Origin of the sequence: Pseudomonas campi, assembly GCF_013200955.2 — a bacterium.
GTDB classification, from domain to species: domain Bacteria; phylum Pseudomonadota; class Gammaproteobacteria; order Pseudomonadales; family Pseudomonadaceae; genus Aquipseudomonas; species Aquipseudomonas campi.
In genome coordinates this window covers 2,806,243-2,821,859 of sequence record NZ_CP053697.2, presented here as the reverse complement: position 1 = coordinate 2,821,859, position 15,617 = coordinate 2,806,243, and the positions used below count along the sequence as shown (strand labels likewise).

Sequence of the window (15,617 nt, the reverse complement as noted above, 5' to 3'; positions counted from 1 at the left end):
ATCGTAAACAGATTCTGAGCAGCCCTGAGTTTGTGATCAGCCATCACTTCCAGCTGAGAATTTCCCAGCCGGCCTGTTCGGCATGGGCGCGCAAGGTTGGATCCGGGTTGACCGCATGGGGGTATTCCACCAGCGAGAGCAGCGGCAGGTCGTTGCGCGAGTCGGAATAGAAGTAGGCACCGGCCAGGCTTTCGCCTTGCTCCTGCAGCCAGTCCTGCAGGCGGACAACCTTGCCTTCGCGGTAGGTCAGCACGCCGCGGGTCTTGCCGCTGTAGTGGCCGTGCTGCTGCTCCAGGTCGATGGCCAGCACTTCCGCTATGCCCAGGCGCTCGGCGATGGCGCTGACCAGGAAGTGCGCCGAGGCGGAGATCACCAGTAGGCGATCGCCGGCAGCGCGGTGCTGGGCCAGGCAGCGCATGGCGTCGCTGTAGATGATCGGCTCGATGACATCCTCGACGAAGGGGCCGACGACGAACGCGACTTCCTCCTCGGTGCGGCCCACCAGCGGCGACAGGGTGTAGGCCATGTAGTCTTCCATGGCCAGCTTGCCCTGGGAGTAAAGCGCCATGAGCTCCTGTTCACGGGTCAGGAAGCTGTCGCGGTCGACCCACTGGATGTCGGCCATGTGCTTGGCCCACAGCGAGGCGCAGTCGCCGTCGATCAGGGTTTCGTCGAGGTCGAAGATTGCCAGGGCCATCACGCCACCTCCCGGATTGCCTGTTCGTCGATGGTCAGGCCGATGCATTGGCCGTTGCCGATCAGATCGCCTTCACGGCGGTTGAGTACGTCGACCAGCAGTTGCACGCCATTGGCTTCGACGCGGTAGCGGATGACGTTGCCGAGCAGGCTATGGCCGAGAATTTCCGCGGCGATGGCGCCGCTGTGGTGCAGCTGGATGGCCTCCGGGCGGATGGCGATGCGGCTGCTGACCGGGCGCAGCAGCAAGCGACTGGCGGTTTGCGCATCGAGCAGGTTGTAGTTGCCGATGAAACCGGCCGCAAACGCATCCACGGGCGCGGTATAGAGGGTCTCGGCGTCGCCACTCTGGACGATCTTGCCGGCGTTCATCAGGAAGATGCGGTCGCTCATGGTCAGTGCCTCCTCCTGATCGTGGGTGACGAAGATGGTGGTCAGGCCGAGGTCCTGCTGGATGCTGCGGATCTGCTCGCGCAGGTGCTTGCGGATGCGCGCATCCAGCGCCGACAGCGGCTCGTCGAGCAGTAGCAGGCGCGGACGGGTGACCAGCGAACGGGCCAGGGCCACCCGTTGGCACTGGCCGCCGGACAACTGGTGCGGGTAACGGCTGGCGAAGTCGTCCAGCTCGACCATCGTCAGGGCTTCCTGCACGCGCTGGGCGCTTTCTTCCTTGCCGACCTTGTGCATGCGCAGGCCGAAGGCGACGTTCTGCGCCACGCTCATATTGGGGAACAGCGCGTAGCTCTGGAACACCATGCCGATATCGCGCTTTTGCGGCGACAGTGGCACCAGGTCCTGGCCGTTGAGCAGGATCTGCCCACCGCCGACGTCGGTCAGCCCGGCGATGCAGCGCAGCAGGGTGGATTTGCCGCAACCGGAGGGGCCGAGCAGGGTGACGAACTCGCCCTGGGCAATTTCGCAGTTGATGTCGCTGAAGATCGAGGTGGCGCCGTAGCTTTTATGCAGGCCGCGGATGCTCAGGTAACTCATGAGTTGTCCTTGTTCAGGCGAGTGGCTGCCCAGGTGAAGATCAGCACGAAGAAGAAGTAGGAAATCACCAGCGCGCTGTTGAAGTGGCCGCTGCTGTTTTTCATGTTGTTGAGGTACACCTGCAGAGTCTCGTAGCGGGTGCCGACCAGCAGGTTGGCAAAGACGAACTCGCCAAACAGGAAGCTGAAGGAGAGGAACAGCGAGACCATCAGGCCCTTGCGCAGGTTGGGCAGCACCACCAGGAAGGCGGCCTGCCAGGTGCTGGCACCGAGCAGCTGGGCGGCGTCCATCAGGTCGCGCAGATTGATTGCCTGCAGGTTGTTGGTGATCGCCCGGTACATAAACGGCAGGGCCACGGTGAAGTAGCAGCCGATCAGAATCCAGGGCGTGCCGACCATCGCCAGTGGCCCGGAGCCGTAGACCTGCAGCAGGCCGACCGAGGACACCACCGGCGGCACGGCGAACGGTAGCAAAATCAAGATGTTCATCAGCCCGTCGAGCTTGGGGAAGTGGTAATGCACCACAAACAGCAGCGGCAGGATCAGCGCCGTGGCCAGCAACAGGGAACCGAAGCACACCAGCAGTGACTGGCCGAAAGCGGCGAGGAAACGCGGATCGCTCCACAGCGCCACATACCACTTGAAGGTCAGGCCGGATGGCAGGATGGTCGCCGACCAACTGGTGGACAACGAGTAGAGCAGGGTGCCGGCCAGCGGCAGCAGGAGGATCAGGAACAGCAGCCAGACCACCGTGCGGTGATAGAGAGCGGCCGGCTTGGCATCAGCGCGCGACATGGTAGCTCCTCTTCAGCAGCCACTGGTGTGCGGCGGTGATCACCACCATCAGGCCCACCAGCACCATCGCCAGGGCGCTGGCCATGTCCGGGTTGAGGCTGATATCGCCGGCAACCATGGCGGCGATGCGGATCGGCAGCACGTTGAAGTTGCCGGTGGTCAGCGCATACACCGTGGCGTAGGCGCCCAGGGCGTTGGCCAGCAGGATGACGAAGGTGCCGAGCAGCGCCGGGGTCAGCACCGGCAGGCCGATATGCCGCCAGAAGTCCCAGGTGCCGGCGCCGAGCAGCGCCGCGGACTCGCGCCAGTCTTCACGCAGGGCGTCGAAGGCCGGGTAGAGCAGCAGCACGCCGAGGGGAATCTGGAAGTAGGTGTAGAGCACGATCAGCCCGGTCTTGGAGTACAGGTTGAAGTCTTCGATGATCCCGGCCTGCTTGAGCAGCAGGGTCAGCGCGCCGTTGAAGCCTAGGATGATGATGAAGGCGAAGGCCAGCGGCACGCCGGCGAAGTTGCTGGTCATGTTGGAAAAGGCCATGACGAAGTCGCGCAGCTTGGAGTCGACCTGGCGCAGCGAGTAGCTGCCGAGCACGGCGATGACGATGCCGAACAGGCTCGACCAGAAGGCGATCTGCAGGCTGTGCTTGATTGCCTGCAGGTAGAACTTGGAGCTGAAGATCTTCGCGAAATTGCCCAGGCCCCAGCTGTCGCCAACGCTCAGGCTGTGCACCGCGACCCACGCCAGCGGGGCGATCTGGAAGGCAATAAAGAAGATCGCGAAGGGCAGCAGGCACAGCAGGGCCAGCCATTTGCCGCGGGGTTTGCTTGCCGTCACTTGAGCAGTTCCTTGCACAACGGTTTGTCGTGGCTGGCGCCGAGCAGGGCACAGATGGTGCCGCACAGTTCGGTCTGCCGTGGCTGCGCGTTGCCATCCAGGCTGAAGGCGCTGCCGGCGACGAACAGCGGCACTTCGCGCTCTTCCGGCAGCAGGCCGTTGTGCGAGCGGTCGTTGTTCATACCGTGGTCGGCAGTGACCAGCACCTGGTAGCCGGCATCCAGCCAGCGCTGCAGGTATTCGGCCAGCAGCAGGTCGGCAGAGCGCGCGCTGTTGCGGTATTGCGGGGAGTCCAGGCCAAATTTGTGGCCGGCGTCGTCGATGTTCATCGGGTGCACCAGCAGGAAGTTCGGCTGGTGCTGCACGCGCAGGTGTTCGGCATCGGCGAACAGGTGCGAGTCCGGGTAGTGGTCGGCGTAATAAAAGTGGCCCTGCTGGATCGGCAGGGTGCTGTCACTGGTGTGGCGGTCGCGGGCGGCATCGAAGGGCGCGCGGTTATACAGCTCGCTCATCCAGTGATAGGCCGCGGCGGCGGTGGATAGGCCAGCGTCACGGGCGTAGTGGAAGATGCTGCGCTGGTTGGACAGGCGCACCACATCGTTGTGCACGATGCCGCTGTCGATCGGCGCCACGCCGGTCATCAGGCATTCGTAGAGCGGGCGGGACAGCGCGGGCAGCTCGCACTCGAGCTTGTACAGCGCGGCGCGGCCAGCGCCGCAGTAGGCCTGCAGATGGCCCAGCGCATGGCGGGCAACCTCGTAATTCAGGCCATCCAGTACCACCAGGATGACGTCGTATTTCATCGTGCGATTTCCTTGAGCAAAAACACAGCCCGGCGAGCGCCGGGCTGTGGACGAGCGCTTATTGCATTTCGATGATCACATTTTCCTGCCACAGCTGCGGCAGTGCTTTCGAGGTGGCTTCCCAGGCTGCCGGGTCCTTGATCGGTTGAACCTTGGCGTACTGCTCGTTCGGCAGCAGCTTGGCCTGCACTTCGGCCGGCAGGGTCAGGTGTTCGGCGCGGATCGGCCGGGCGTTGCCCTTGGCCAGGTTGATCTGCCCGGCGTCGCTCAATATGTACTCACGCGCCAGCTTGGCCGCGTTGGGGTGCTTGGCGTACTTGTTGATCACCGTGGTGTAGCCGGAGATCACCGAGCCGTCGGACGGAATCAGCACTTCGAAGCGGCTCGGGTCGATCTGGTCGCGGTACGACAGGCCGTTGAAGTCCCAGACGATGCCGACTTCCACTTCGCCTTTTTCCAGGGTCTGGATGGTCGGGTTGGACAGGCCCAGGCGGCCCTGTTTGGCGATCTCGGCGAAGAAGTCCAGGCCCGGCTGGATGTTCTTCTCGTCACCGCCGTTGGCGATGGCGGCGGCCAGTACGCCGTTGACGGCCTGCGCGGCGGCACTGACGTCACCGATGGCGACCTTGTACTTGCCCTGTTTCAGGTCGGCCCAGGACTTGGGTACGTCCTTGACCAGCTGCTTGTTGACGATAAAGGCGATGGAGCCGGTGTAGGCCAGCATCCAGTGACCGTCCGCATCCTTGGCCCAGGTCGGAATCTGTTCCCAGGTGCTCGGTTTGTAGGCTTGGGTAACACCCTGCTGCACGGCAATGGGGCCGAAGGCCGCACCGACGTCGCCGATATCGGCGGTGGCATTGTCCTTCTCGGCGGCGAACTTGGCGATTTCCTGGGCCGAGCTCATGTCGGTGTCCATGTGCTTGAGGCCGTAGAGTTTGTTCAGGTCGGCCCAGGTGTCCTTCCAGTTGGCCCAGCTGTCCGGCATGCCGACGCTGTTGACCTCGCCCTCTGCGCGGGCGGCTTTTTCCAGGCTCTTTACATCCTCGTTGGCCATGGCCTGGTTACCCAGAATAATGGCCGATCCCATCAGTGAAGCCAGCAGCAGGCGTTTCATGGTGAAGCTCCTTAGCAGGGTGAAAGATTGGTCTAGATCAGCAAGACCCAGGCCAATCTAGAGGCTTTCTATGACGCTTTTATGGCAGCGCATTGCCCTGCTCCCCAGGGGCGCGCTGCGCCTGAAAGCGTAGACCATGGCTAAGTAACTGATTTACCGAGAGACTGCCGGGCCAGATGGCATGCCGCATGCAGGCACAAAGGCGCGGCTTGTGACTGTCATCCCGCAGTCATCCAGCTTGCCTAGCATGGCCGCACGTTCGACCGGTTGTGCCCCTTGTTGGTGCTGGTCTATTCCAGAGTGGAGTTTTGTATGCGCGACGAAGCGCCCCGTACCGTTACCGCCATCTGCCGTGCCTTGCAGGAGCAGATCGAGCATGGCCTGCTGACGCAGGGCAGTCAGCTGCCGGCCGAGCGCAAGCTCAGCGAGCTGTTCGAGACCACCCGCATCACCCTGCGCGAGGCGCTGGGGCAGCTGGAAGCCGAAGGCCTGATCTACCGTGAGGAGCGCCGTGGCTGGTTCGTCTCGCCGCCGCGGCTGGCCTACAACCCGCTGGTGCGCAGCCACTTCCATGCGATGGTGCGCGAGCAGGGGCGGCAGTCGTCCACCGAGCTGCTCAGTGCCAGGCTGATCCCGGCGCCGGTGGATATCTGTGCGTTGCTGGAGTTGCCGGCGCTATCTGCGGTGCTGCAGATCCGCCGCGCGCGGCGCATCGACGGGCGCCTGGTGCTGTACGTCGAGCACTACCTGAATCCGGCCTATTTCCCTGGCATCCTGCAGTTCGACCTGACCTGCTCGCTGACCGAGCTGTACGCCAGCGAATACGCCATCCATTACGGGCGGGTGCGTTTCGACATCCTGCCCACCGCCTTGCCGGCCGAGGCGGCGAACAGCCTGAAAACCACCCTGGGCAGCCCGGCACTGCGCATCACCCGGGTCAACCGCGACCAGCACGGGCGGCTGATCGACTGCGACCTGGAGTTCTGGCGTCACGACGCCATTCACGTCAGCGTCGAAGTGCCGGAGTGAGGCGCTAGCCGGTGGTTTTTCAACGGCCTGTTAGAAAGCGCAAAGGGAGCTGTCGCCATGCCAAACCTCGCGGAGTTCCAGCAACGGCTCGAAACTATCATCGGCCGACCAGCCGATCAGCGGCCTTTCGTTTGCGATGGCTCGCCCCTTGATTGTCGAGTTTTCATCGTCGGGCTGAACCCGGCGTCTGCTAGTGAGAGAGACTTTTGGGAGTTCTGGGATTGCGAGGCTGGGTTCAACAAGCGTGCCTGGTTTGAGAGCTATCTCACCGAGCGAGCGAAGCGCCCGCTTAAACCTGGCAAAACCCGTAGAAACCCCATCAGCAATACTCGGCGAGTTCTTGAGTGGGTCATATCCTCAGCGGGCGATACCCGCATTCTTGAGACGAACATCTACGCTTCGGCCACGGAAGATGCGAAGGGCCTTGCTGGTAGCATGAGGTGCTCGCGAGCGTTCGATTTCTTGGTTGACGCGCTCAAGCCGAGGCTGGTTGTGGCGCACGGTAACCATGCAGTTGACCATATGCGCACCAAGTATCCAGGGTTGCAGACCATTGCTGTAAAGCACTTTTCGCGGGGATGGTCCCAGCAGGCTGCCTGGGATCTTGGGTTATCCATTACTCGTGAGGCACGCACTTTCTAACAGGTGGTTGAAACCGTTCGCTTTGCTCATTGGGACGGGCTAAAGCCCGCCCTCTAATCAAACGTTAGACGGCAACCGGCTTCTGCTTGGCGGTCGTGAACTCCAGGGTCTCGCCATCCAGCGGTACGCGCAGGCGCTCACCGATGCCTCGGCGCACGGCCTCCTGCAGCAAGCCGGCGCGGGTCACCGGGCAATGGTCGAGGGCTTCCAGGTGGTTGGCGACGATGATGCCGCTGCTGAGCTGGAGTGCCGCGAGAATGTCGGCCTGGCCCATGATGATCTCGCCGCCCAGGTCGAAGCGCGCGCCACCGGCCGGCAGTACGCTCACTGCCGGCGCCAGTTGCGTCAGGCACTGGCGCACCTCTGCGGTGAGCAGGGTGTCACCGGCGATATAGAGGCTGGGTTCATGGGGAATCTGGATGAAGTAGCCATAGCCGTGGGCCATCAGACTGCCGATAAAGCCCTCGCCGTGCAGGCAGGGGATCGCCTGGATAGTGCCATTGAAGAATACCCCGCCGGCCTGGCTGGGCAGCTCCTGCACGTTGAGTCGGCGCTTGCGCAGGTAATCCGCATCCTCCGCCATGCACAGCACGGGGATATTGCGCTCGCGCAGCCAGCGGATGGCGGTGCGGTCGAGGTGGTCGAAATGGCCTTTCTGGCAATGGGTGATCAGGCAATGGGTCACGCGTTGCAGATGCTCGCTGGCGTTGTCCGGCAGCTCGACCAGCGGGTTGCGCCGCCGCCGGGCGAGATACTTGAGCGCGGGCAGCTGGCCCTGGGCGGCCAGCATGGGGTCGACCAGCAGACGAACTTCGCCGAACTCGACGATCAGGGTGGCATTGCGCAGTTGGGTGACTTTCATGGCGACCTCCGGGATAGGAGGGCTCATTGTAAAAATCCGTCTGCGGGATAAGGATGGCAATAATTGCCATAAATAGGACATTTCATGCCTGTGCAGAAAATCGGCCTGCTGCTGTATCCCGGTTGCATGCCCGCTGGCCTGTTCGCCTTCGCCGACCTGCTGACGGCGGTCAATCGGCGCGCGGGCGAGCAGCACTTCGAGCTGTGCTGGGTTGGGCTGGACAAGGAGCCGGTCGACTGTGCCCAGGGCATGCGCTTGCAACCGCAGATCAGCCTGGCCCAGGCCGCGTGCAGCGCCGTGCTGATTCCCGGGCTCTGGGCGGATTCGGAGGCGATGATCGCCCAGGCGCTGGAGGACAATCGCGGCCTGATTCGAGCGCTGAGCCAGTTGCCGCGCAGCACCCAACTGTGGAGCTACTGCACCGGCGTGTGCCTGCTGGCGCAGAGCGGGCGTTTGCAGGGTGAGCGCGCGACGGCCACCTGGTGGCTGGCGTCCAGCCTGCAGAAGCGTTTTCCCCAGGTGGAGTGGCAGTTCGAGCAGACCCAGGTGAGCAATCGCCTGACTGCCACGGCATCCGGTGTCAGCGGTTACCTGCCGATCGCCCGTGCGCTGATCGAGGAGCAGCTGGGCGCGCTGGTCTATCGCGAGATCGCCACGCTGATGGTGCTGCCGCGGCCAGAGCCGGCGACGCCGGTGTTTCGCTCCGTCGGCCTGATGCAGCAGACGGATCCGCTGCTGCGCCGTTTGCACCTGTTGGTGGAGCGCCTGCCGGCCCAGCAGCTCAGTGTGCAGCGGCTCGCCGATGAGCTGGCCGTTTCCGCCCGTACCCTGGCGCGCAAGGTACGTGCGCTGACGGGGCTGGCGGTGGCGGATCAGGTGCGCCTGATCAAGCTCAACCAGGCCAGCGAACGGCTGATCCTGACGGCTGATTCGATCAGCCGGATCAGCGCCGCCCTGGGCTACGGCGATGAGTCGAGCTTTCGGCGCACCTTCAAGCACGTCACCGGGCTGACCCCGGCTGCCTATCGGCAGCAGTACAAAGTCTAGAACCGCTCTGCAAGTTGGCGTTTCAGTGCAAGCCCAAGCCGTTCGCTGAGTTCAAACAATGGTTTACTCAGAACCTGTTCACGATCTTTTGGACTAGAGCCAGACAAGGCAAAAACAGGCGAGGAAGCGGAGTTTACGAGCTGTAAATGAGCATTCCGAGCCTGTTTCTAACGCGGTATGGCCGACGGACAGGAGATCGTGGACAGGTTCTCAGAAGGGTGCGCGGCTCGTTCCTTGCGCCTATTAAGGCAGCGTGTTCTCGCCTGCATCTGCAGAAAGGTTAGGGCGTTCGCCTCTTTTCTGAACTTGCCGGCATAGGCACTATGGGTCGCCGCGCTGTTAGCAGGCCGTAGAAACATAGGCGAGGCAGCCGAGGCTGTTACTGGCTTACCGCCTTGTCTGGCTCTAGTCCAAAAGATCGTGAACAGGTTCTAAGCCGCAAACGGCTTACCGAGCCTGTTTTTATCGCCGTATTGGCAGCGTGGGTGGTTTTTCAGCGGCCTGTTCAATCACACTGGCCGCCAAAATAAAAAGACAGGGAGGTTGTATGCAACTCAGTTCTATTGGTCTCTCGATGGCGCGTTGGCAGGCGCGAGTGCGTCTGGCGGCACTCTTGGTGCTGGTTGGCCTGAGCGGATTAACCGCCAACGCTGTATTGGCCCAGGCCGATGCGCCCGCAGGCATGCAGCAGCCTGGCGCCGTTGCCACTCCCGTACCAACTGCCCCGGCCACCTCCGCAGCGACGCCGAGCCTGGCTGGCGCCGTTGCCGAGACGCAACCTTTCGGCGTTCGCGAGATGTTCGGGCAAGCCGACTGGGTGGTTAAGTCGGTGATGATCTTCCTGGCCTTTTGCTCGTTGCTGACCTGGGCGGTGCTGTTCGAGAAGCTGTTTGTCTTCGCCCGTGCTCGGCGCGCCAACAATCGCTTTCTTGAGGCCTTCCGCAAGGGTGAGCTGGAGCACCTGAGTCCCGTGGCCAGCAACAGCGCCATGGCACGTATGTGGCAGGTCGGCCAGGCCGAACTCAAGCACTTCGGCCGCAAGTGCAGTAAGGACGCCAGCGCCGATCAGATCAACCGCCTGTTGCAGCGTATCTCGCTGACTTCGAGCATCGTTCAGGAGCGCGATCTGGCGCGCTTGGGCAGCCTGATGGGGGTGCTGGCGACCATCGGCGCCACGGCACCCTTTATCGGCCTGTTCGGTACCGTATGGGGCATCCTCAACAGCTTCGCCAATATCGCCACGATGAAATCCTCCAGTCTGGCGATTGTCGCACCGGGTATCGCCGAGGCCTTGCTGGCCACTGCGCTGGGGCTGTTTGCGGCTATCCCCGCGGTGATGATCTTCAACAAGTTCGCCCGGGACATTAACGGCTTCGTCGGCGCCCTGGATAACTTCTCGGCGGAAATGATCGCGGCCATGTCGCGCAAGCTGGATGAGGTGCACTTAGCATGAGTATCCAGTTCAATTCCGGGCCCATGGTCAAACGCCACAACTATCAACAGAACGCCGAGATGAACATCACGCCCTTCGTCGATGTGATGCTGGTGCTGTTGATTATCTTCATGGTCGCCGCGCCGCTGGCCACCGTGGATGTGCCGGTGGATCTGCCGAGCAATGCCGCGGCGCCGACCCCGCCGCCGACCGATCCGCTGTATATCAGTGTGCAGGCCGATGGCTTGTTGTTCGTCCAGGAACAAGGCGTGGCGCTGGCCGAACTGGCTGGCGTGGTGCGCGGCGCAACCGGCAATCGGCTGGATACCCGGCTCTTTCTGCGCGGCGATCAGGCGGTGGATTATGGCACCCTGATGCGGGTAATGAACAACCTGCAGAAAGCCGGTTACAGCCAGATCAGCCTGGTGGCAGCGCAAGAGCTGACGCCCTGATGGCTGGCCCCAGGATCGAAGTTCACTGGCCGATCCGCCTGCTGGTTATTCTGGTTTCCCTGGCACTGCACGGCGCTTTGCTGGTTTGGCTGTTAAGCGCCGATCTGCGCCAGCCGCTGCCTGAGCAGCCGCAAGCGATTGCCGTGCAGATGGTTGAGCTGCCTGTGCCAGTGCCGGAACCAGAGCCGGAGCCCGAACCAGAACCGCCTGAACCAGAGCCCATTGCTGAGCCCGAACCGGAACCAGAGCCTGCGCCGCCGCCCCCGGTGAAAGCGCCCGTGGTGAAAAAAGCTGCGCCGCCACCGCGCGCGCCAACCAAGTCCGCCGGCCCACCGGTGCATGCGTTTGGTGCCAACAACGACTGGGCTGCGCCACCCACTCCACCGCCGGCGCCAAGCGCCAGCCGTGGCCGACAAGTCCCGTCGGACTATGCCGACAAGGTGAAGAATCGGGTGATCGCCAATCTCAAACGCCCAGAAGGGGCGGTTTACAAGCCGCCACCCGGCTACAAGGGCGACCCCGCCGATCTCAAGAGGAAGTGCTTTATCTCCTATGAGATCACCCTGGATAGCAGCGGCAAGATGCTCTCCTACGAGATCGACCCCTGCGGCGACCCCCTATTGGATGCCGCTGCCGAACAGGCCGTGCTCAAGGCGGGGCCATTTCCGCCACCGCCCAACCAGGGTGCTGCGCGCTACACCGTGTACGGCACGGCAATCTTCATCAAATGACCCGGAGTCAGTGATCCATGTCGGTTTCCTTGTATTCGCGAATGGCCGCGCTGGCTGCCCTGGGCGCCGCGCTTGTGGCCTGTACCACACCGGAGCCAATCGCCAAGCCCGTGGCGCAGCCGGTTCAGCCGCGGGCGGTGAGCCTGGCCAGTTTCGACTGTGTCGAGGGATTGCCCGCGCTGCATCGGCAGATCTGCGCCAGCGAGGCGTTGGCTCGCCTGGACAAACAGGTGATTGAGCAGTACCGCAGCCGCCTGCGTGGCCTGGATCTGCCTGGCGCCTTGCTGCTGGAGGCCAATCAGCGCCAATGGCTGCTGAGCAGGGCGGGGCAATGCCCGTTGACCGATGCCGCCCATGCGCAGGACTGCCTGATTGCTATGTACCGCCAGCGCGCCGATGACTTGGCCACCTGGCCCGAAGCCCGGCAGACCAATCCTCAAGGTGCCCATGGCTTATCCGCCTACGCCGAATTCAGGTTGGCGGAGAGCCGCGATGCCGGCCTGTGCGAGTCGATGAAAACGGCGCTGAATCAGGATTTGCAAGGCAACGGCTTTCCCGTGCCGGCGCGCCTGCCGGGCGCCACGGCGCTAGCCGGCAGCCATGGCCCGGCCGCCAGCGTCGAGCTTGCCGGGCAGCGGCTTAGCGTCGAGCTCTATGACGCCGGCCCCTACGCCAGTTATCAGCTGCGCGCGCGCGGGCTCAGCCGCAACGGCCAGCGGATCCTCGACGACAGCACGTTGCCGCGCTGGGTGGCGGAGCTGCCCAACTACGGCGGGCGTGCCCATGTCTCCTCGTCGCAGACCCGCGACTACGGCGCTATCGATATCTTCCGCCTGGGTGGCCGGGAGCTGGTGCTGGTCAATGAAACCTGGGGCTTCTACTCGCCGGCGGCCCGCGGCGAATCGGCTTATGCCGGGCTCTATGCCCTGGACGGTCTGGGCCTGAAACCCTTGTGCCTGTACCAGGCCTACCTGACCCCATCGCGCAGCAGTTCGGTGGACGGCTTGCCCGCGTTCGCGGCGTTGCAAGCCGAGCTGACCACCCTGGCCGGCGATCCGCCGGCCGAGGTTGCCCAGCATGAGCGCCTCGACAAAGCCCTGAGCCTGAAGGAAAGGCTATGGACGCTGCTCAATATGCCGCTGGTGGGCGTGAAGGAACTGCAGGCGTTTGGGCGCGAAGGGGCGATCCGTCAACGTCATGACGACAGCTTGAATCGGCTGTTCGACTGGTCGGAGCGCAACCTGGACAACAAGCTCTTCTACCGCCGCTTGCTGCCGATGTTACAACCGGCTCACAGCGAGCTGCAGCAGTCATTCAGAGACCAGGGCCTCGACCCGGCCCAGGCCAGCAGCGCCGCCGATCTGCTGCTGCAGGAGAGTCTGGCCAGGGCCAGCGAATACCTGGTCATGCCGGCACCAGTCCCGGATCTTCCGCTGCCGCCGCATGCCGACTATCGCCCGCGCTATGCCGTCGCGCCGACGCCGGGTGAGCTGGAGCAGGGTCGCAATTTCGCCACCCTGCACAGCGTATTGCTGAATAACGCGCCAGCCCATGTGGTGAATGACTTTATCGCCTACGAAACCGAGAACCTCGGCGAGGATCGCGGGCTCAGTGTGGATGGCAGCCCGGCGGCCATGGCGGCGGTGCAGAATCCGCAGAACCTCGAGCTGTTGTTGCGCAGCGATTTCGACGCCAATCAGAGCAATGCCTGGGGCAAAACCGCCTTGATGAGCGCAGCGCAGCTCAATCGGGAGAACAGTGTGCGCCTGTTGCTCGGCAACGGCGCCGATGTGCACAGCCAGACCCGCTCGCTTCCCGGTGCGGGTGTCGGCGGCGTGGAGCGCAGTGAAGCCATGCAGTCGCGGCAAACCGCCTTGCTGATTGCGGCCAGGCAGGCGGATGCGCAAGTGCTAGCTGCCCTGCGCGATGCCGGAGCCTTGCGTGAGGAATGGCCGGGTTATGCGCAACAAGTCTGCGCGGCCCTCGACACTAATCCGCGGCTCGATGGCAGCGCACGCGAGCAACTCAGAGCGCCGCTATGCGGGACTTACAGTTCAGCGCCCAAGCAGGCGTTGCAGCAGTCCGTACAGCTCATAGAACGTCCGGCCATGAGCCTGTTTGTCCGCCATTTCGAAATGACGCCGCAGGTCTTCGGCGTGGAGATCCGCCAGATGGCCCTCAATCTGGGCATGACGGCGGTACGGCGCGGCAAGGTCAAAATCACCGGCCCCCTGACCCTGGTGTTCCCTGACCTTGCCGCGAACGGCCCGCAGCGCTTGACGTTCGATCTGGGTTTGCCGGTGTCGGCCGGTGCGGCGGTGGTGACCAACCACAAAGTGATTCGCAGCGAGCCGAGCCTGGTGTTGAGCACCGACTTCGATCAGCAGCGTAACGATGTCGAAGGCACCTGGCGCCTGTTGGCCGACGCTGCTGCTGCCCAGGGTTTGACCCCAACCAACCAAGGCTATGTGGTCATCCACGGCAACGGCGGCGAGAGAACCGAGTATCAGTTGGTGGTGAAGCGCTAGCAGGCTGTTGAAAAACGTTGGCGAGGCAGCCAGCGCAAGGCAAAAACAGGCGAAAAAGCGCAGTTTACGAGCTGTAAATGAGCATTTTGAGCCTGTTTTTAACGCCGCGATGGCAACGCAGGCAGTTTTTCAACCGCCTGCTAGCTTCACTCCAGCCGCTGTTCCCTGCCCAGGGGCCAGCGCAGGGTGTAGAAGGTGATCATCGAGCGCTAGGCCTGGCTGTGCTGATCGAGGCTGGCGAGCTGCTGGTAGTCCATCAGGCCAATTCAGGGCTGGCGTAGAAGGCCGCCAGCACTTTCACCAGATGGGCCAGGTCGTGGCTGCCGGCCAGTTCGCGGATCGAGTGCATGGCGAAGGTTGGCAGGCCGATGTCCACGGTGCGTACGCCGAGCTGGCTGGCGGTGATCGGGCCGATGGTCGAACCGCAGCCCATGTCGCTGCGCACCACGAAGCTTTGCACCGGTACTTCCTCGGCCAGGCACAGGTGGCGGAAGAAACCGGCGGTCTCGCTGTTGGTGGCGTAGCGCTGGTTGCTGTTGACCTTGATCACCGGGCCGGCGTTGAGTTTGGGGCCGTGGTTGGCGTCGTGTTTGTCGGCGTAGTTGGGGTGCACCCCGTGGGCGTTGTCGGCCGACACCAGCAGGGATTTCTGGATGCTGCGGACGAACCCGTCGCCTTCCGGCAAGACGCGGCGCAGCACCTGCTCGAGGAACGGGCCGTCGGCGCCGCAGGCCGAGCAGGAGCCGATCTCCTCGTGGTCGGTACACACCAGCACGCAGGTCTCGTCGCCTTCGGCGGCGAGCAGGGCCTGCAGGCCGGCGTAGCAGGACAGCAGGTTGTCCAGGCGGGCGCCGGCGATGAAGTCCTGGTTGAGGCCGATCACCGCGGCGCTCTGGGTGTCGTAGAAGCTCAGCTCGTAGTCGAGCACCGCATCGGCGCTCAGACCGTGCTCGCTGGCCAGGCGGTCGGCGAGCAGGGCGCGGAAGTCGGCCGGTTCTTCGCCGGCGATCTGCGCCAGGATCGGCGGCAGTTCGTTCTGCTGGTTGATCGGCCAGCCCTGGTTGGCCTCGCGGTTGAGGTGGATGGCCAGGTTGGGAATGGTGGCGATCGGCAGCTCGAAGTCGATCAGCTGGCTCTGTACCTTGCCGCCCTCGCGGAAGGTCACCCGTCCCGCCAGGGACAGGTCGCGGTCGAACCAGGGGGCGAGCAGGGCGCCGCCGTAGACTTCCACGCCGAGCTGGAAGAAGCCCTGGCGCTGCAGTTCCGGCTGTGGCTTGACGCGCAGGCAGGGGCTGTCGGTGTGTGCGCCAACCAGGCGCAGGCCGCCTTCCAGGGCGCTGCGCTTGCCCAGCTTGAAGGCGATGATCGAGGAATCGTTGCGGGTGACGTAGTAGCGTCCGCCGGCTTCGGTATGCCAGGGCTCGCGCTCGTCCAGGGCCCGGTAGCCGGCGGCTTGCAGGCGCTGGGCCAGGCTGCGGGTGGCGTGGAAGGGGGTGGGCGAGGCCTTGAGGAAATCGATCAGGCCCTGATTCAGTTCTTCGCGCATACACAGCTCCGGACGGCAATGCCCCGAGTTTATCGGATTCCGTGGGGCGATTGGCAGGCGTGTGGCGTCCCGTGTGCCGTGTACGGCGTAGCCCGGATGCAATCCGGGAAGGGCTGTGC

At 63.6% G+C, this 15,617-nt stretch carries 15 protein-coding genes; 7 read left to right on the top strand and 8 right to left on the bottom strand.

The genetic code is table 11. The features are described from left to right. Positions 1-43 precede the first annotated feature (43 nt). The 6 genes from HNE05_RS13100 to HNE05_RS13075 are packed head-to-tail and all read right to left on the bottom strand — an operon-like array spanning position 44 to position 5,229. Positions 44-697, bottom strand: a complete 654-nt coding sequence (locus HNE05_RS13100; protein WP_173208007.1) for an HAD family hydrolase — start codon at positions 695-697, stop codon at positions 44-46. Then, on the bottom strand, positions 697-1,686 hold the full coding sequence (locus HNE05_RS13095) for an ABC transporter ATP-binding protein (protein ID WP_173208005.1): 990 nt from the start codon (positions 1,684-1,686) through the stop codon (positions 697-699). The genes HNE05_RS13100 and HNE05_RS13095 overlap by 1 nt, the downstream gene beginning before the upstream one ends. Further along, the gene (locus HNE05_RS13090) at positions 1,683-2,480 is read right to left on the bottom strand and encodes an ABC transporter permease (protein WP_173208003.1); all 798 of its coding nucleotides are present in this window, start codon (positions 2,478-2,480) and stop codon (positions 1,683-1,685) included. Before HNE05_RS13090 ends, HNE05_RS13095 begins: the two co-directional genes overlap by 4 nt. After that, on the bottom strand, positions 2,467-3,312 hold the full coding sequence (locus tag HNE05_RS13085; RefSeq protein WP_173208002.1) for an ABC transporter permease: 846 nt from the start codon (positions 3,310-3,312) through the stop codon (positions 2,467-2,469). Before HNE05_RS13085 ends, HNE05_RS13090 begins: the two co-directional genes overlap by 14 nt. Then, positions 3,309-4,115 carry an alkaline phosphatase family protein gene (locus HNE05_RS13080; protein WP_173208001.1) on the bottom strand — a complete coding sequence of 269 codons (807 nt, stop codon included), beginning with the start codon at positions 4,113-4,115 and terminating at the stop codon, positions 3,309-3,311. The genes HNE05_RS13085 and HNE05_RS13080 overlap by 4 nt, the downstream gene beginning before the upstream one ends. A 58-nt stretch (positions 4,116-4,173) precedes the next feature. Beyond that, complete coding sequence (locus HNE05_RS13075) at positions 4,174-5,229, bottom strand: ABC transporter substrate-binding protein (RefSeq protein ID WP_173208000.1); 1,056 nt, start codon at positions 5,227-5,229, stop codon at positions 4,174-4,176. 312 nt (positions 5,230-5,541) lie between these two features. Between HNE05_RS13075 and HNE05_RS13070 the strand changes: the two genes are divergently transcribed. Together HNE05_RS13070 and HNE05_RS13065 are read left to right on the top strand one after the other, a co-directional pair. Further along, positions 5,542-6,258 (top strand): UTRA domain-containing protein, encoded by a 717-nt coding sequence (locus tag HNE05_RS13070; protein WP_173207999.1) that lies wholly within the window; start codon positions 5,542-5,544, stop codon positions 6,256-6,258. Between the two features lie 57 nt (positions 6,259-6,315). Next, a complete protein-coding gene (locus tag HNE05_RS13065; RefSeq protein WP_173207998.1) occupies positions 6,316-6,900 on the top strand; it encodes a hypothetical protein in 585 nt (194 codons plus the stop codon). 64 nt (positions 6,901-6,964) lie between these two features. On the opposite strand, the gene HNE05_RS13060 is transcribed toward HNE05_RS13065, so the two are convergent. Next, on the bottom strand, positions 6,965-7,762 hold the full coding sequence (locus HNE05_RS13060) for an MBL fold metallo-hydrolase (protein WP_173207997.1): 798 nt from the start codon (positions 7,760-7,762) through the stop codon (positions 6,965-6,967). Between the two features lie 84 nt (positions 7,763-7,846). On the opposite strand from HNE05_RS13060, the gene HNE05_RS13055 reads away from it, so the two are divergent. The 5 genes from HNE05_RS13055 (at position 7,847) to HNE05_RS13035 (ending at position 13,952) form a co-directional block, all read left to right on the top strand. Further along, complete coding sequence (locus HNE05_RS13055; RefSeq protein WP_240008757.1) at positions 7,847-8,809, top strand: GlxA family transcriptional regulator; 963 nt, start codon at positions 7,847-7,849, stop codon at positions 8,807-8,809. A 547-nt stretch (positions 8,810-9,356) separates the two neighbouring features. Further along, a complete protein-coding gene (locus HNE05_RS13050) occupies positions 9,357-10,262 on the top strand; it encodes a MotA/TolQ/ExbB proton channel family protein (protein ID WP_173207994.1) in 906 nt (301 codons plus the stop codon). Further along, complete coding sequence (exbD, locus tag HNE05_RS13045; protein ID WP_173207991.1) at positions 10,259-10,693, top strand: TonB system transport protein ExbD; 435 nt, start codon at positions 10,259-10,261, stop codon at positions 10,691-10,693. The genes HNE05_RS13050 and exbD overlap by 4 nt, the downstream gene beginning before the upstream one ends. A gap of 281 nt (positions 10,694-10,974) precedes the next feature. Continuing rightward, a complete protein-coding gene (locus HNE05_RS13040; RefSeq protein WP_180889161.1) occupies positions 10,975-11,424 on the top strand; it encodes a TonB family protein in 450 nt (149 codons plus the stop codon). 17 nt (positions 11,425-11,441) lie between these two features. Continuing rightward, positions 11,442-13,952 carry an ankyrin repeat domain-containing protein gene (locus tag HNE05_RS13035; RefSeq protein WP_173207985.1) on the top strand — a complete coding sequence of 837 codons (2,511 nt, stop codon included), beginning with the start codon at positions 11,442-11,444 and terminating at the stop codon, positions 13,950-13,952. Positions 13,953-14,208: 256 nt separating this feature from the next. Here HNE05_RS13035 and HNE05_RS13030 read toward each other — a convergent pair whose 3' ends face one another. Then, complete coding sequence (locus HNE05_RS13030) at positions 14,209-15,498, bottom strand: M18 family aminopeptidase (RefSeq protein WP_173207982.1); 1,290 nt, start codon at positions 15,496-15,498, stop codon at positions 14,209-14,211. Positions 15,499-15,617: the final 119 nt, after the last annotated feature.

Coding starts and splice junctions, on each gene's coding strand:
- HNE05_RS13080 (WP_173208001.1), bottom strand. CDS start 4,115: ATGAAATACGACGTCATCCTGGTGGTACTGGATGGCCTGAATTACGAG.
- HNE05_RS13070 (WP_173207999.1), top strand. CDS start 5,542: ATGCGCGACGAAGCGCCCCGTACCGTTACCGCCATCTGCCGTGCCTTG.
- HNE05_RS13050 (WP_173207994.1), top strand. CDS start 9,357: ATGCAACTCAGTTCTATTGGTCTCTCGATGGCGCGTTGGCAGGCGCGA.
- HNE05_RS13055 (WP_240008757.1), top strand. CDS start 7,847: ATGCCTGTGCAGAAAATCGGCCTGCTGCTGTATCCCGGTTGCATGCCC.
- HNE05_RS13030 (WP_173207982.1), bottom strand. CDS start 15,498: ATGCGCGAAGAACTGAATCAGGGCCTGATCGATTTCCTCAAGGCCTCG.
- HNE05_RS13060 (WP_173207997.1), bottom strand. CDS start 7,762: ATGAAAGTCACCCAACTGCGCAATGCCACCCTGATCGTCGAGTTCGGC.
- HNE05_RS13090 (WP_173208003.1), bottom strand. CDS start 2,480: ATGTCGCGCGCTGATGCCAAGCCGGCCGCTCTCTATCACCGCACGGTG.
- exbD (WP_173207991.1), top strand. CDS start 10,259: ATGAGTATCCAGTTCAATTCCGGGCCCATGGTCAAACGCCACAACTAT.
- HNE05_RS13035 (WP_173207985.1), top strand. CDS start 11,442: ATGTCGGTTTCCTTGTATTCGCGAATGGCCGCGCTGGCTGCCCTGGGC.
- HNE05_RS13100 (WP_173208007.1), bottom strand. CDS start 697: ATGGCCCTGGCAATCTTCGACCTCGACGAAACCCTGATCGACGGCGAC.
- HNE05_RS13075 (WP_173208000.1), bottom strand. CDS start 5,229: ATGAAACGCCTGCTGCTGGCTTCACTGATGGGATCGGCCATTATTCTG.
- HNE05_RS13065 (WP_173207998.1), top strand. CDS start 6,316: ATGCCAAACCTCGCGGAGTTCCAGCAACGGCTCGAAACTATCATCGGC.
- HNE05_RS13095 (WP_173208005.1), bottom strand. CDS start 1,686: ATGAGTTACCTGAGCATCCGCGGCCTGCATAAAAGCTACGGCGCCACC.